Raw genomic sequence first — 17,149 nt, forward strand, 5'->3', positions numbered from 1 at the left:
ACAACACTTTAGTGTCTAGGTATCCATTCTCCCTCATGCTATATTGTTTCTAAATTCATCCGATGGAGAAAGGAAAATGGACATTATTATGAATACGCAAAATAAAGCGCAAAGTGCACTCGAAGACATCAAAGTCAATGTGAAACTGAAGATTGCTACGCTGTGGGCGAGTTTTATGTTTCTCTATGTTTATGTTGATTATTTTCACTTGTATATGCCTGGCAAGATAGAAGATATACTGGCAGGAAAAGTATTTACATTTGATATTACTTTTGTCTTTTTATTGATAGCGCTTGTTTTAGTAACAATTCCAGTTCTTATGATTTTTCTTTCTGTTGTCCTGCCGGCTAAGGTAAATCGCCGTGCAAATATCATTATTGCCTCGGTGTATATTCCATATATGTTGTTTAATTTAGCAGGAGAGGCTTGGGCGCACATGGTGTTTGGTGCTGTTGTAGAAGTTGCTCTTCTTTGTCTAATTATCAGGTATGCATGGAAATGGCCATCTTCGTTATGAAAATCATTCGATTAGCATTCCTAGTATGTCTTGTACTCACTGCGGCGGCATGCAGCCATGCGAGCGATAATGTTCAGAAAGGGCCGACGGGAAGCTCCACGGTTTCCCCAGTAGAGTCGCCAAGCGGCAATACAGGATCCGCTGAGAAAGTCCAAATCACGAAGGAAAAATACGATAAAATTAAAAATGGAATGACCTACAAAGAAGTCATCAAGATTGTCGGTGGCAAAGGAGAAACAATAACGGAAACGGGCGAGGAAGGCAGCGACTTGCATAGCATCGGTGTGATGTATAGAGGCAAGGGCGAGGTTGGGGCTAGTGCCACCTTCGTATTCGTGGGCAACAAATTGCAGGCTAAATCGCAATTTCGGCTCGAATAGTTTCACATTCAAGTTTTGGGGTTGTGGCAGAGGAGATAATTATAATGAATGAGGAGTTACCACGTACGCTAAGTGAGATAATTAAATCAGGTTCACAATCTAACCCTGCTGTGAATGCACTCATTAGCGATTACGCTATGTATCATGCTGTACTCGTTATTGTTGGTGGATGCTTGGTATTCATATTCGCAATGCTTAGTATCATTTTTTGGCGAAAATTGACAAAATCGCCCAACATAAGCGGGATGAAGTGGGGGTTTGAACGAAAGGTTTATTTTTCCTTCTTGTTAATGAACAGTTGCGTCACTTTATTGATGATTTTAATTGTTGCAGCAAATCTGACAAATACTTTGAATCCGTTGCATGGGTTTTCATTGCTTAATGTTGATCTTAATATATCCAATGGACCGACATATAAGGACGAATTACGAAATGCGTTTAAAGAATGGATACAATCAGGTAATGAAAATATTCCATCTATTATTCAGGAAAAGTTTAATAAACGCATTGAGTTTCATACTACAAAAGCTATTGTTTGTGGAACACTTTTGATACTATTTGTGAGTTTAAGTGTATATATGTGGAATGAATTATTAAAAAGAGTTAAATCAAACAATTTTATATGGAGATTTAAAGATAAAGCCTACTTTGTCTTTGGAAATGCCACGGTTGTTCTTACTTTGTTAATGATGGTGGTAGTAGTAGCAAATATGCAAGCAGCATTTGCTCCTAAAACATTAACGATGATGAATTTGTTTAATAGTTGAATGCACTAGGTAGATGTTTTTGAAGGGATGGTTTACATTGTGATCATTTCAGAAAACGACCCTCTCGCGGTCACCTTGCTTGAGGTAATCTGCACCGGCGATATCCCGGGATTGCAGAAGCTGCTCACCGAGAATTCAGGACTAGCTACGGCGAGAATTATCGGAAGCGATATGCGCAACGGTAACGTATCGCGTACGCTATTACATGTGGCTACCGATTGGCCCGGCCATTTGCCAAACGGTGCGTTGACGATAGCCACATTGGTCAAAGCTGGCGCTGAGGTGAACGCTCGAATCGTCGGCCCTCATGTCGAGACACCTCTTCATTGGGCCGCGAGCAGCGATGATATCGAGGTGCTTGATGCGCTTCTCGATGCCGGCGCTGATATGGAGGCGTCGGGTGCGGTCATCGCAGGGGGAACGCCGCTGGACGACGCAGTGGCGTTTGGGCAGTGGAGGGCTGCACATCGTCTGGTTGAGCGCGGCGCAAGCTTCGCTCTCTGGCATGCGGCCGCGCTCGGACTGTTGGATGACATGGAAGCCCACTTTACCGGGACCACACTTACACAGCGATATCCGTGGGGAGCCGGGCACTATCCACCACCAGATGAAGTTACCGTCGCCTTCTGGTGCGCTTGCCACGGCGGACAGCGGCACTCTGCCGAGTATTTGCTCGAACGAGGGGCCGAACTGAATTGGATTTCCGTGTGGGACGGATTGACCCCTTTGGATGCAGCAAAACGAAGCGCTACCGGCGATTTGGTTCAATGGTTGCACAACCGGGGCGCTAAATCCGTCAAAGAACTACATCGTTAAGACATCGACTCTTGAAGGTTATTCTCAATCTTCATCAGTAGATGACAGCACCTGCCTTGGCTCCGAGGGCGTATTTGTATACATCCAGTTCTTTTTGGCCAATGAGGAAGGGCTTAAAGATGAAAATGAAGCCGCTTGTTTTGTCCAGTGGATATTCTAAAGAACTAGTCAACAAGCTGATTCCGGTACTAATCTGGAGTCAGCTTGTTATATTACCTTGTTGTTATAAGCTCTTAATAATTAGTTGACGTGTGAGAAGCGGTATGTACATTTACGGAATAATGAATAAAATGATTCCTGATTCTGAGTTATAAGAAGGTGAAAACATGAATCAATTTAAAGATCTCCAAAAGCTTATTAAACTTACTGGTGATCGTCGGTCATGTTATTCCAGTTACCGAGCAGGATGCCCCACATTCATGAATTGTAACCGATCATGTATATTTTTGCTGGGAATAATGGGAGCGGGAAAGTACGATTCGGAACCTCATTATTGATAGGCTCGGGATCAGTGTTAATATTGAATCCTGATGCTTTAGCAAAGCAATTGATTTTAACATCCTGAAAGCCGTAAAATTTCAGCAGGAAAAGAAGCCATTAAGTTGGCCAAGGACTGTATTCGAAACAGGCGCGATTTTTCAGTAGAAACTACATTGGCTGGAGGTAATACCATTCGGCTAATGCGAGATGCATGGTCAATGGGTTTGAAGTTACAATGTTTTATGTCGATCTAGGTGGATTATCATTTGAATTTCGAGAGAGTGGCAGTACGGGTTAAAAATGGCGGACATCATATCCCCACTGAAGATATCATAAAGCGACATCAAACATCGATTCATAATCTACTCTCTCATCTTGATTTAATTGATCATTTAATTGTGATTGACAATAGTCTCTCGGAGGGAAGAATAATTCTTGACGTAAGACGAGGGATCAATAACCTTTCGTTTAGACTCCTTTCCTCCTTGGATTGAATGTATTGTACAAAAGCTGCAACCATAATAAGAACAGCCGTAAAGTTATCTTTATCCCATTTTGGTAAGAGGAAATACATTTTTAGGAGTCGGACATGAGCAGACAATCGCAAAATATGACAAAGTACTTTAGAAGTGCCGTCGCGGCTCAGGCGAACACGGGCATAGATTTTAAGAATGAGACATTCTTCATTATTGAGACATCTCAGTCGGGCTTATTGGGAAGAGACAGGGACTGGGCTGCTGCGCCATGTAGTCAAAGTTGGCTTCCGCACGGGCGAAATCATGGTCGTGTTGGTGACCAATGGAGCTGAAATTCCACGCGTTGCGGAGTGGGTAGACGGCATTCGCGAGGCTCTGCCTGCGGTAAAGAGCATTTGCCATAACATTAATGTGAGACAGACCAATGTTATTTTTGGGGATGAGACGCGCGTCCTGTGGGGTAGCGAGGTCATCTATGACTATATCGGCGAAGTGAAATTTGCAATTTCCGCGCGATCGTTCTTTCAAGTCTATCCCGTCCAGACGGAAGTCTTGTACGGGAAGGCTTTGGAGTACGCCGCGCTGACCGGCGATGAAGTAGTTGTCGATGCCTATTGCGGCATCGGCGCGTGGTGTACGTGTCGTGCCCCGCATCGACACTCGCGCGCGACCTGCGCGTGCTGGTCGATGGGGTACGGCGTCGCGGAGGTGACGCCGGTGGATATGTTTCCGTGGACGGTGCAGAAAATGAATACAGAAATATGACTAGGCCCTGTCTTCGGACAGGGTTGTTTTTTAGCCCCCAATGAGGAAGTTGCCCCTCACCAAAAAACCACGACATCAATCGACGAAAATGATAAAATGATAAAGAAAATTACTTTCTTCCACTTTGCACGAAAGCCACAATCTGTTAATATATAAAGAAATACGATGGATTTAGTAAGAATTAAAAGGAGGCACCTTTTTCATGGAAAAACAATTGCTTGATTCCATAGATGAAATGACGCATCTGGATCAACTCGAGGCTGAAGCGATTTATATTATTCGAGAAGTAGCGGCGGAATGTGAAAATCCCGTGATGCTGTATTCGATCGGTAAGGATAGTTCCGTGATGCTGCATTTGGCGCTGAAAGCTTTCTATCCGGAGAAGCCGCCATTTCCTTTCATGCATATTGATACCACGTGGAAGTTTAAAGAAATGATTGAATTCCGCGACCGCAAGGCGAAAGAGTTTGGGATCAAGATGATTGTGCATTCCAATCAGGAAGGTATTGATCAAGGGATTAACCCGTTCGATCATGGCTCCGCCTATACGGATATTATGAAGACGCAAGCCTTGAAACAAGGATTGGATAAATACGGATTTACAGCTGCGTTCGGCGGCGGAAGACGTGATGAGGAGAAGTCGCGTGCGAAGGAGCGGATTTTCTCGTTCCGGAATAAGAATCATGCCTGGGACCCGAAGAATCAACGGCCAGAAATGTGGAAACTTTTTAACACAAGAATTAATAAAGGTGAAAGCATCCGCGTGTTCCCGATATCCAACTGGACGGAAAAAGATATCTGGCAATACATTCGCCGAGAAAATATTGATATTGTGCCGCTCTATTTTGCCAAAGAGAGACCTGTCATCGAACGTGACGGACATCTCATCTTGGTGGATGATAATCGTATGAAGCTTGAGCCGCATGAGAAACTTGAAATGAAGAAGATGCGCTTCCGCACATTAGGCTGCTATCCGCTTACTGGTGGTGCTGAGTCAGAGGCCGATACACTTGATACCATTATTGAAGAAACTTTAGGTGCGGTGTCATCCGAGCGTACAACTCGCGTCATTGACCAAGAAGCGGCGGGAAGCATGGAAAGACGTAAACGGGAGGGTTATTTCTAAAATGAAAAGTCTGCTTAAATTTATCACTTGCGGAAGTGTGGACGACGGAAAATCCACCCTGATTGGACATATGCTTTATGAGGCAAAGCTTTTGTTCGCCGACCAAGAAAGAGCGTTAGAACTGGACAGCAGACTTGGCAGCCGCGGCGGCAAAATTGACTACTCCTTATTGCTTGACGGGCTGCTGGCCGAGCGTGAGCAAGGGATTACGATAGATGTGGCTTATCGATATTTTACGACAGACCACCGTTCTTTCATCGTTGCGGATACGCCTGGACACGAAGAATATACCCGCAACATGGCCGTTGGTGCATCTTTTGCGGATCTAGCTATCATTCTTACGGACGCGAAAAAAGGGGTTATTACCCAAACCAAGCGTCACACTCGGATTTGTGCACTGATGGGCATTAAACATCTTGTTTTAGCCGTGAATAAAATGGATTTAGTCGGTTTTGATCCTAAGGTATTTAATGCAATCAAACAAGAATTTTTGCAATTGACGGCTGAGTTCCACTTTGAAAGCATTCAGGTAATCCCTGTCTCTGCCACAGAAGGGGATAACATCACGAAAAAATCGCCAAACACTCCTTGGTACGAAGGCCTAGCTTTGCTGCCGTATTTGGAGAATGTCGACGTTCATCAGAACGACAATGCGAAGCCATTTATGATGCCAATTCAGCGTGTATGCCGTCCGGACCATACGTTCCGCGGCTTCCAAGGGCAGATCGAGGGAGGGCGTATCGCGGTTGGCGATGAGCTGACAACGCTGCCTAGTCATGAGAAGGCGAAAGTGAAACGGATTCTCGTGGGTGACCAAGATCGGGATTACGCCTATGCGGGGCAGCCTGTAACGATTCAATTGGATCGGGAAGTCGACGTTTCGCGGGGCTGTGTATTCACGAAGGATAGTGAGATTCAAGAAGCGGACAGCTTTAGCGCAACAATCCTTTGGATGGACGATTCCGTGCTGACGCCTGGTAAAAACTATCTGGTCAAAGTAGGTACGAAAGTACTGCCAGGTACTGTAACGTCTATTAAACATAAAATCGAAATTAATACGGGTAAAACGGTTCCAACCGATCATATTGTCAAAAATGAATTGGCGACATGTGAGTTTTCATTATCGGATAAAATCGTTATTGATTCTTTTGAACAAAATAAAAGCATCGGCGGCTTCATTCTGATCGATCGTGTCACCAATATGACATCCGCATGCGGAGTGATCGAGCAAACCCTTCAAAGCTCCGACACGGTTGTAGGGCTAGACACAGAAATCACGAGAGAAGTTCGGGCTCAGCAAAAAGGTCAAAATCCTTTGACCCTTTGGTTCACAGGTTCGGTTACAGATCAACTGGCCCTTGCGAAGGAAGTCGAGAAACGTTTGGTATCGACAGGCCACCATACGATGTTACTCAAGAATGGCCAGCCGGAAGTTGCCAAATTGATGAACGATGCGGGACTTATTGCATTGGTAACGCAGGATGCTTTGCTCGAGATTGGCAATGAAGTCGCGCGCGACATCATCGGTCAAGAATTTGTTGAAGTTTATGTAGGCAGCGCGAACACCAATACTACACCTGGGAAGTCGGAAATCGTCATCGATTTAAGCAAATCTTCCCTTGAAGAAGCTGCCAATGATGTAGTGAAACGCATTATTAAATATTTAATTAATGAGAGTAGTCGCGGACAGTTCCTTAATTTTTAATACAATGTTAGCGCCAGCGTATTTGCTTGGCGCTTTTTTCTATACGCTTAACTCCTGCTCTCCTGATTCGCGATCAAATCCCGATACCAATAACCGCTATCACGGACCGTCCGCTGCTGTGTTCTGTGGTCGACCTTAATAATCCCATAGGGCAGGTTAAGCCAGAACTCCACTCAAAGTTGTCGATCGTCGCCCAATGGAAATAGCCACGAATATCGGAACCCTCGTCAATCGCTTCTTTCAGAGCTTTTACATAATAGGACATATACTTGATGCGGTATGCGTCGTCGGTTCGACTCGTTTCCTCCAAGCTATTGCCTGGTTCGGTCGTGCCGTTCTCGGTGATGTAGACCACAGGGTTTCCGTATTCCTCGCGGTATCGCCTTGCCAGCTCTTTAAAGCCGTCAGGATAACCCTGCGCACCGAGTACGGGATGAGCATGCCGCTCGTCGGATGGATTCCGGTCGACCCAGGTTTTTAAGAAGGGGATATACCACTTTCTTGTTGCAAACAATCGACTATAGTAATTGACGCCGAGAAAATCAATGGGCTGACGAATGGTTTGCATATCTCCCTGTGCAATCTTCGGCACGATTGGCCACAGTCGCGAAAAAAGTTTCTCGGGGTAGTTTCCTTTGTACACGCCGTCCAAATAGAACCGGTTCACGAACATGTCCGCCATTTCGACCGAATCCATATCCTTTTCATTCGGATGAAAACTCGCTGGGTAGATGGGAAATTTGCTTAGCGTAATGCCGATATTCAAATCGCTTCGTTCGCTCCGCATCGCCTGCACCGCTAGGCCGTGACCCAGAAGTTGGTAATGCGCCACCTTGAAGTAAGTCCACGGATTTTTGATGCCAGGTGCGTGCTCGCCGAGGAAGTGCCCGAACATCGCGTGCTCCCAGGGCTCGTTCAGTGTGATCCAGTCTTTGACGCGATCTCCGAGATTTTTGACGATAAGCCTCGCATATTCCGCGAAATACTCTGCGGTCTCCCTGCCGGCGAACCCTTTATATTGTTGAAATAGCGCATAGGGCGTGTCCCAATGGAAGAGGGTGATGAAGGGTCGAATGCCCTTTTCAAGCAGGGCGTCCACTAAGCGATCGTAATAATCCAATCCTTTTTGATTGACCGCGCCTTTTCCATCTGGTAGGACCCGCGACCAGCTGACGGAAAACCTATACGCATCCATCTTCATGCTGCTCATCAAGTCGATATCGGTCTGAAAATCGTGGCGTCCAGATAGCAGAACGAAAAGGCATATTCGGAGACGTTTTTGACAATGTAAGAGATGCTGCAAAATCAAGAGCATTCGTGTCCTTCGTTATCGTACAGATCTTAGTCTGCGGTCCAAGTGCTTTCTATTTTACTCCCTTTCTGTATATGTCGGATTACGTGTTAAAGCTGCAGGGCATTCAGGCAATCCTTATGGATGTGCTTATGGGACTTTCCTTATTTGCAGCGGCACCATTTTTGGGCAAGTTTATTAAAAAGCGAGGTATGAAAAATGCCATGCTCTTGGCATTGGTTCCAAGCGCGTGCGGTTTCTTGCTTTTGGCTTTTGTCCATAATTACTATCAGGCCATTGCGGCCTATATCATCATGTACGTGTTTGCTCAAACCGTTAGCATTGCGAATAGTCCTATGCTCGGTGCTATTATTGACTAGGACGAGCAGCGTACTGGTCTGCGAAAAGCGGGCATGTATACGGGGTTGAACGCGCTTTTGACGATCCCTATGTCGGGCATTCAGGCTTCGCTCTTTATGGGCATCATCAGCTATTTTGGTTTTCAGGCAGGCTCCGATGTGCAGAGCGCCAATGCTTTGCTTGGCATCAAAATCGGTGCAGGCATACTGCCGTCCGCTTTCGTGCTTCTGGGCATCATCCCGCTATTGTTTTTCCCTATTAACAAGAAGAAGGAACTGGAGCTCTCGGAGTTTTCAAAGAATAGGCAAATTGAGCTGTCTTAGATCATGAACTGCAGGTTCATACACCTCAAATCCCCCGAATGGGGGATTTTTTCTTTGAAAAGAAAGTTTTCTTAACCCGAACATTATGTCGAAAAAAAGGATTTCAAGTAGAATTGTGGAATAAAAGGTATAGGACTATGGGACTAAGAAACTACGAGAGATAAACAGGTGCGAAAGTTCTGAACCGTCAAATAAATGTTGATTCAAATTCCACCAAGGTCGTGGAATGTGAGGAGGAAGTAAGTGTGAGGAAGTCATGGAGAAGAGGATTACCCCTTATCCTTTTAACGCTGTTGGTATTCGGGGGGATACTGGGCCTTTTGATCCCTGGGAGCACGAGCAAGGTGTTGGCCGCGGGCGAGAACGAATGGGTGGAATGTGCGGGGGAATTAGGATTTTGTGATTTTATGGGGACGAAGGAATTGCGTTTTGGAGCTGAAGGAAGCTATGTTTATGGAATTTATACGGATGGTGTTTCCTGTACAAATGATTTAATGGGGGACCCTGCTCCCTTAACTCAAAAGCAGTGTTACACTCGTAATTTGAATTTCGCTGGAGGGACTGGTAGTGAGGAGAATCCATTATTAATTGCTAACGCGGAACAGCTCGATGCTGTAAGAGATTATATGAAATGGAGCTTTCATTTTAAACTCATTGCAGATATTGATTTGGGTATAACTCCTTATAGCGATGGAGAAGGCTGGGTGCCTATCGGATGGGGCGAAGATCATTTTTATGGAAAATTAGATGGTAATGGACACTCCATTACTGGTTTGAAAATCAATAGGCCAGAAGAGAGTTTTGTGGGGTTATTTGGTCTATTAGGAGAAGGTGGCCAAGTTACTAATTTAAGGCTGGAAGATGTAAACGTGACAGGATCATCGAATGTAGGTGGACTTGTTGGACTTAACAGCTATGGTTCAATTAGCAATAGTTACGTTACTGGGGTTGTACACGGAATATCGAATGAGATAGGCGGACTTGTTGGTTATAATGATGGGTCTATAAGCAATGCGTATGCCACTACGGCAGTTAGCGGTAATTATGAAATTGGTGGCTTGGTAGGCGTAAACTCGAATGGAACTATCAGTAACAGCTATGCTACAGGACATGTAAGCGGAAATGAAACGACAGGCGGTTTAGTGGGTGCTAATTCTAATTTGCAATCAGTTAGTTTCAGCTACTACGATATCCAAGAAACTGGGCAATCAGACGAGGGTAAAGGCTTAGGCCGTTCTACAGTAGATATGAAATTGCGATATACATATTCAGAGTGGGACTTCGGCTCCGAATGGTACTACAGCTCTGTGTGGTACATGCTTCCGAACCAATATCCGCAATTGTGGGCGTCGACGTCTTTGTCACAGGGCACAACCCCAGGAACTACGAAATTAAATAACGTGGCAGAAGGCATGGAATATTCGACAGATTATGAGACATTTATACCAATTCATGGGTCTACTGTCGATAACATATTGGCAAAAGAAGAAGATAGGATCATCGTGCGCTATGTAACAGGGAATGACACAAGTTCAACGTACCTGTCGGTTTCTCATACTGATATCAGGTCAGTAGCTTTCGCTGGTGGAGACGGTACGGAACAGAACCCATATCAGATCGCAACCGCGGATCAGCTTAATGAAGTCAGGTATCATTTGAACGCTCATTACAAGTTGATTGCTCATATTGATTTATCAAGTTATTACTACTGGAAGCCGATCGGTAAAGAAGAAGGAAAATTTCAAGGCCATATAGATGGCAATGGATATCGAATTTCGAACTTAAGGGTTAACGAGGAAGGCGATTATTTAGGATTGTTTGCTTACATAGGTAGACATGGTGTCGTTACGAACATGCAATTGGCATCAGTTGATGTTAGTGGTTTTTCTAATGTAGGAGGCTTAGCTGGACAGAATGAAGGGGCTATCAGCAACAGCTACGCCACAGGAATAGTAGGCGGTTATCATGAAAACGTTGGTGGTTTGGTTGGGGCAAATGTGGGTGGAAACATCAGTGGGAGCTACACTGCTGGGCAAGTAGAAGGCTATGGCACAAATGTAGGAGGCTTAGCAGGCCTTAACCACAGTGCAAGTATAACCAACAGCTACTCTACGGCAAGTGTACGTGGTCGTACGGTAGTAGGTGGTTTGGTTGGACAGAATGAGGAATACGCAACCATTACGACAAGTTACGCTTTGGGAAGTGTAGATACGAATGAGTATGAAGGCTCTCATGGTGGTTTAGTGGGATTGAACTTTAGTTCCACCACAAGTAGCTATTATATTAGTGAATTTCCTGAGCCAGATTATGGTAGTGGCGCTGGTAAATTATCAGCCCATCTGAAGTTACTGAGCACTTATGATTCAAGCTGGGATTTTGAAAATATATGGGATTTCGATTCATCGCAGAATAATGGATATCCGATTTTACGCTCGTTTTATGTTAAGTTAACCTATGACGGCAATGGGAATACGGAAGGTAATGTACCTGCTAGCCATTTTTATTTAGATGGTGAAAGTGTTAGTGTGGCCAACAATGGACTTAATCTAGTCCGAACTGGTTTCACTTTCGCAGGATGGAACACATCCTCTGACGGCAGTGGCACGAGTTATGCAGTCGGAGACACTGTTCAAATTACTGCTGATACTACGCTTTATGCGAAATGGACGCAGATCAAATACATTGTAACGTTTGATTCAAACGGAGGGGAATTGGTATCCAAACTAAACATAGATTACGGTTTGAAAATTACTCCAGTGCCAACTGCCCCGAAGAAAGAGAATTTTATCTTCGATGCTTGGTACAAAGATAGTGATCGAACCATGCTATGGAACTTTGCCACAGACGCTGTACTCGGAGATACAACGCTATATGCCAATTGGACGCCAGTATACGTTGTGACATTTGACACTAATGGAGGCACTGACGTAGCGCAATTAAGCGTGAACTACGGTTCAACGATCACTACTGCACCAAATGCACCAATGAAAGAGCACTACATTTTCGATAGTTGGTACAAGGATAGCAATAGAACCATACCGTGGACATTTGGAACCGACACAGGCTCTGACACAGTGCTTGGCACTACAACGCTCTACGCTAATTGGTCGCCAGCGCCATACGTTGTGACATTTGACACTAATGGAGGCACTGACGTAGAGCAAGTGAGCGTGAACTATGGTTCAACAATCACAACAGCACCAACTGCACCAATGAAAGAGCACTACATTTTCGATAGTTGGTACAAGGATAGCAATAGAACCATACCGTGGACATTTGGAACCGACACAGGCTCTGACACAGTGCTTGGCACTACAACGCTCTACGCTAATTGGACGCCAGCGCCATACGTTGTGACATTTGACACTAATGGAGGCACTGACGTAGAGCAAGTGAGCGTGAACTATGGTTCAACAATCACAACAGCACCAACTGCACCAATGAAAGAGCACTACATTTTCGATAGTTGGTACAAGGATAGCAATAGAACCATACCGTGGACATTTGGAACCGACACAGGCTCTGACACAGTGCTTGGAACAACAACGCTCTACGCCAATTGGACGCCAGCGCCATACGTTGTGACATTTGACACTAATGGAGGCACTGATGTAGCACAATTGAGCGTGAACTACGGTTCAACGATCACCACTGCACCAACTGCTCCGACGAAAGAGCATTACATTTTCGATAGTTGGTACAAGGATAGCAATAGAACCATACCGTGGACATTTGGAACCGACACAGGCTCTGACACAGTGCTTGGAACTACAACGCTCTACGCCAATTGGACGCCAGTAAACTACAATGTTTATTTCGAAACAAGCGAAGGAAGCAATGTACCGAAAGTGACCACCAGCTACGGTTCCACAATCGCAGTACCAGATCCAGCACCAACAAAGGCGAACTACACCTTCGCTGGCTGGTACAAGGATAGTGATCGAACCCTGCCGTGGACCTTTGTCTCTGACACAGTACTTGAAGACATAACACTCTACGCGAAATGGACGCAGAACAACTACGCGGTGACCTTCGAAACCGATGGAGGCAGCGCTATAACAGTATTGAACGCTGTTTACGGTGCCACGATCACAGCTCCAGATCCTGACCCAACGAAAGCAAACCACACTTTCGCTGGTTGGTACAAGGATAGCAATCGAACAACACTATGGGACTTTACAACCGACACCGTGCTCGCAAACACAACACTCTACGCCAAATGGACATCCAACAGCTACGCGGTATCCTTCGAATCCAACGGAGGCAGCGCAGTATCAAACGTCCCAGCAGCCTTTGGCAAAACCATCACAGCACCGCCTGATCCAACAAAGCCAAACTACACCTTCGCAGGCTGGTACAAGCAAGATGCACTGTCTAAACTATGGCACTTTGACACTGACACCGTACTCGCAAACACAACGCTCTACGCCAAATGGTTAAGCACATCAGCAACACTAACTTCCTCCATTGGCTATGTGAACACGAATGGAACAGTAACCAACATTACCTACGGAACAACATTGGAAGAGCTGAAGTCAGCGATCATGGTATCATCGCAAGCCACGTATACCATCTACGAAGCTGATGGCATCACGGAAGCCACCACGTTGACATCGGGCTGTATCATCCGTATAACCGCGGAGGATGGCGTCACTAACGCAAGTTACATCGTCAGCGTAAATGAGCCGCCGAACAGCAATGCGTTGCTGTCTGGCTTAACGGTAGAATCGGAGCAGCTTTCCACGATGGTTCTAACGCATACCGTCAATGTGTCCAACAGTGTTTCCAATCTGCAACTTCTCTTTACCCAAGCAGATCCAACACAAACGATTTCCGTGACTGGCGCGGTTTACAGCTCAGTTACGAACAATGTGTACAGCTATTTGGTATCTGACCTACAAGTAGGCGTGAATCCGATTCGGATTACGGTTACCGCGCAAGATGGTTCATCGACCAATACGTATCAAATCAACGTAATCCGTGAGTCGGTGAATATGCCTGAACTCATCGATCTCAACCAAGATCATCAGCTCGATATCCTGGATGTCATCATGACCATCTACACAAGTCCAGTCACATTAACCAAAGAAGACGTCGAAGCGCTGCTTCGACAGATACCACCTATGCTTAGATAGCAGCATTAGCAGCCCTCCAATCATCATTGGAGGGCTGCTTTTTCTATGCACAATGATACAATAACAACATAAGCCCACTAACCAAGGAGTCAACCAACACCATGCAAATCGAGCTAGATAACCATACCATCACCGTCCATGTGCAATACGGCAAAGGACAGAAGCTCTCCATCCATATGGGTGCGACAGGCTTCATCACCGTGAAAGCACCGAATCAGACCAGTGAGCAAGTCATTCAGAGTGCAGTGAAGAAGCACGGCAAAGTCATTTTAGACAAATTAAAAGCCATCGAACAAGCCCAAGCCATCCCCCAAACTAGAGACTACCAGGAAGAAGGGAAGTTTCTCTATCTTGGCAAATATTATCCACTTCATGAGCTCATCGAAACGGAGGGTCTGACCGAAGAGGAATTGAAAATCAACTTGAAGAAATTCTACTTTTCCAGCCTCAAGAAAATCCTTTCCGAACGCATCAAGATTTATCAGGCTCAACTCAAAGTCAAACCGAAAACCATTGAGGTCGACGAATCCAGAACCAAGTGGGGGTGCTGCACCTCGGATAAAAAGCTCTCTTTTAACTATCGGCTTGCCATGGCCCCTATGGAAGTAATTGATTATGTGGTCATCCACGAGCTGTGCCATCTGTCACATATGAATCATGATCGTTCGTTTTGGAGGCTACTAGGCAGCATCATGCCGGATTATAAAGAGAAGGAAGCCTATCTGGCGCGGTATGGACAAGCGATGACACTGTAACACTGCTAATCTATGTTTCGAAAATGTAAGATTTAGTATACGATTTAAGGGTATTCCTCTATAATAGAAAAGGCCAACAAAGTAAAATAATGGCAACTCAAGGAGGAGACAGAACCTGAAAAGCGTATACAGAATCACCTTAATAGCGTTATTTTTATTCCTTAGTGTAGGATGCGTAGGACCTATTACCGCGCAAGCCGAGACCGCGAAGGTCGTTCAGTTTGAAGACACAGTACTCGAGAAAGCAATACGGGATGAGTTGAAGTTAGATGCGACCACGCCGATCGACGAAACTACTTTAGCTAAGCTCAAGAGCCTGTACCCGAAGGGGAAAGAGAAGATTAAGAGTGTAAAAGGCTTGAATTACGCCTACAACCTCACCCATTTATATTTGCCTAATCAGGAAATTACGGATATTAGCCCGCTTAGTAACCTCTACCAGCTGGACTTTCTGGCGTTAGACGGGAATCAGATCCGTAATGCATGTCCAATTGCTAATTTGCCTTACTTAAGACAACTACTTATCAGTAACAACCAGATCGAGGATATTGGCTGCTTCTCTCGGTTAACTACCCTTACAGATTTACTCATAAGCAAAAATAAAATCCAATCGATTGCGCCTCTGGCTAAGCTGAATATAGGTTGGCTGGATATCTCGAATAACCCTATCACGGATCTATCTTCAACGAAATCAATGAACTACTTATCTCATTTATTCGTAGACCAGACTGCACTTAATGAAAACTCAGTTGCGCTGCTCCAACAATTGGATCGATCCGGGGTCGGCGTGAATCGCGCCTCTGCCGCTTCGAGCACGAATTCTGGCATAGCCGTTCTGATTGATACAGAGCGAGTATGGTTCGATCACGCAGCTTCCCTCGAGGCTGGCACTACCTTGGTCCAATTTCGACCGCTGTTTGAGAAGCTGGGATTCACCATTCAGTGGGATGATGCGACGCGAACGATTCAAGCAGAGAAGCAGGGAACGCGTATTACGTTGCAGGTAGATAGTCCGAATGGCAGCTTGAACGGCCAGCCGTATGAGCTCACAGTTGCACCTAAAATTATCGAGGGCAGCGTTTTTGTCCCGATCCGATTCGTTGGCGAAGCATCAAACTATGTTGTGACTTGGGAAAGCAAAAATAAGACGATCAATCTCGTACCAGAGCGCGCAATCGAGAGTCCAGATCACAAAATCAAGTTAACGCTTAATGGGAAATGGCTCCGTAAAATTGCCCAAGCATCTACCGACTATCAGATTTACACAGAGAATGGCAATAACGCGATCTTTACGACGGCTGAGCCCAAAGATTATCTAGTCAAGAAAGACATCAAGACACTGCAGGATTATACGACGGCTATTTATAAAATGATAGATGACCAGAAAGCTTCAGGGCTTTCCGAAACGAAAATTCCGCCCATCAACGGCATGGAAGCACGTCGAATGTCGTATTCGATCAAAGGAACGAATGGCATCAACTATGCAGTTATCCAAACCTTTATTGAAGGAAAGCATGATTTCTTTCGGGTCATCTTAACAGGTGTGGACCTTACCAACTCAGAAGCCGCCAAAGATTACGAGAAAAGCCTGCGAACCTTCAAAGAAGTCACAACGCTCGCTGAGCAAAGTCAGGCTAAGTTCGGAGCGCTCAAACCCGTAGATCGTATGCTGGAAGCTGCGCGGTATTACCGTAATTTTGGCTTTTTCGAGAAGGACCGGGCGTTGTCCAGTCAAGATTTTGATAATAAATTCCTTGCACAATACAACAAATTGACCACGTGGAATCCATTCGATTCCAGCAAATATTATGATCCATACGCGGAGCTTTACTTGCTGGAGCAGGATCTGGATCACGTGTGGTTTGAGGATCTTGAATTAGTTGTGGCCAGAGGGAAAAACGTTTATGTTGACACCTTACAAGCGTGGAGTTGGATATCGCGCGGAGCCTTCCGTCCGACGGCCATTACGGAGACTTGGGAATCTGATAAAGGACCTGTCACGATTACGTTTAACCTCAATGGGCAAAAGAAAGTCATCCACCCCCAATACTACGGTGATTATCTAGATGTTAATATTTTGAAAGAGATCAATGAGATGATCAAAGGGACAGGATACCAATTCGTTGCGGTGCAGGTCGATCAAGAGATTTTCATATCCGTACTGAAAGCGGAAGAAAAACTGAAATTACAGCAGGAACGCTATTTGGATTTTGTTGATTTTTAAAAGGAAGTAACCTGGCCATCCTTCATATT

9 protein-coding genes and 3 pseudogenes are annotated in these 17,149 nt (G+C 45.2%); 11 read left to right on the forward strand and 1 reads right to left on the reverse strand.

What is annotated here, in order from left to right:
• Window positions 1–76: 76 nt before the first annotated feature.
• The 7 genes and pseudogenes from MJB10_RS03115 to MJB10_RS03145 all read left to right on the forward strand — a co-directional run bounded on the left by MJB10_RS03115 (window position 77) and on the right by MJB10_RS03145 (window position 7,032).
• The gene (locus tag MJB10_RS03115; protein WP_314801669.1) at window positions 77–517 is read left to right on the forward strand and encodes a DUF6326 family protein; all 441 of its coding nucleotides are present in this window, start codon (window positions 77–79) and stop codon (window positions 515–517) included.
• Window positions 493–897 (forward strand): DUF3862 domain-containing protein, encoded by a 405-nt coding sequence (locus MJB10_RS03120; RefSeq protein ID WP_314801671.1) that lies wholly within the window; start codon window positions 493–495, stop codon window positions 895–897. The genes MJB10_RS03115 and MJB10_RS03120 overlap by 25 nt, the downstream gene beginning before the upstream one ends.
• 44 nt (window positions 898–941) lie before the next feature.
• The gene (locus MJB10_RS03125) at window positions 942–1,664 is read left to right on the forward strand and encodes a hypothetical protein (RefSeq protein ID WP_314801673.1); all 723 of its coding nucleotides are present in this window, start codon (window positions 942–944) and stop codon (window positions 1,662–1,664) included.
• A gap of 27 nt (window positions 1,665–1,691) precedes the next feature.
• Window positions 1,692–2,480, forward strand: coding sequence for an ankyrin repeat domain-containing protein (locus MJB10_RS03130; RefSeq protein ID WP_314801674.1), 789 nt, complete (start codon window positions 1,692–1,694; stop codon window positions 2,478–2,480).
• A 1,184-nt stretch (window positions 2,481–3,664) separates the two neighbouring features.
• A pseudogene (locus MJB10_RS03135) lies at window positions 3,665–4,063 on the forward strand (23S rRNA (uracil(1939)-C(5))-methyltransferase RlmD); the annotation flags it as partial.
• Between the two features lie 340 nt (window positions 4,064–4,403).
• Window positions 4,404–5,327: a sulfate adenylyltransferase subunit CysD gene (gene cysD / locus MJB10_RS03140; RefSeq protein WP_397386567.1), complete on the forward strand. Its 924-nt coding sequence runs from the start codon at window positions 4,404–4,406 to the stop codon at window positions 5,325–5,327.
• Between the two features lies 1 nt (window position 5,328).
• Window positions 5,329–7,032, forward strand: coding sequence for a GTP-binding protein (locus MJB10_RS03145; protein WP_314801676.1), 1,704 nt, complete (start codon window positions 5,329–5,331; stop codon window positions 7,030–7,032).
• 47 nt (window positions 7,033–7,079) lie between these two features.
• Here the strand turns inward: MJB10_RS03145 and MJB10_RS03150 are convergent.
• Window positions 7,080–8,347 (reverse strand): annotated as a pseudogene (locus tag MJB10_RS03150) (glycoside hydrolase family 1 protein).
• Between MJB10_RS03150 and MJB10_RS03155 the strand changes: the two are divergent.
• The 4 genes and pseudogenes from MJB10_RS03155 (at window position 8,296) to MJB10_RS03170 (ending at window position 17,120) form a co-directional block, all read left to right on the forward strand.
• A pseudogene (locus MJB10_RS03155) lies at window positions 8,296–9,006 on the forward strand (MFS transporter). The pseudogenes MJB10_RS03150 and MJB10_RS03155 overlap by 52 nt on opposite strands.
• Before the next feature lie 245 nt (window positions 9,007–9,251).
• Complete coding sequence (locus tag MJB10_RS03160; protein ID WP_314801679.1) at window positions 9,252–14,141, forward strand: InlB B-repeat-containing protein; 4,890 nt, start codon at window positions 9,252–9,254, stop codon at window positions 14,139–14,141.
• A 101-nt stretch (window positions 14,142–14,242) separates the two neighbouring features.
• On the forward strand, window positions 14,243–14,896 hold the full coding sequence (locus MJB10_RS03165; RefSeq protein WP_314801681.1) for a M48 family metallopeptidase: 654 nt from the start codon (window positions 14,243–14,245) through the stop codon (window positions 14,894–14,896).
• Window positions 14,897–15,155: 259 nt separating this feature from the next.
• Window positions 15,156–17,120 (forward strand): stalk domain-containing protein, encoded by a 1,965-nt coding sequence (locus MJB10_RS03170; protein ID WP_314801683.1) that lies wholly within the window; start codon window positions 15,156–15,158, stop codon window positions 17,118–17,120.
• Window positions 17,121–17,149: the final 29 nt, after the last annotated feature.

It is taken from the genome of Paenibacillus sp. MBLB1832, assembly GCF_032271945.1.
GTDB lineage: Bacteria > Bacillota > Bacilli > Paenibacillales > NBRC-103111 > Paenibacillus_E > Paenibacillus_E roseopurpureus.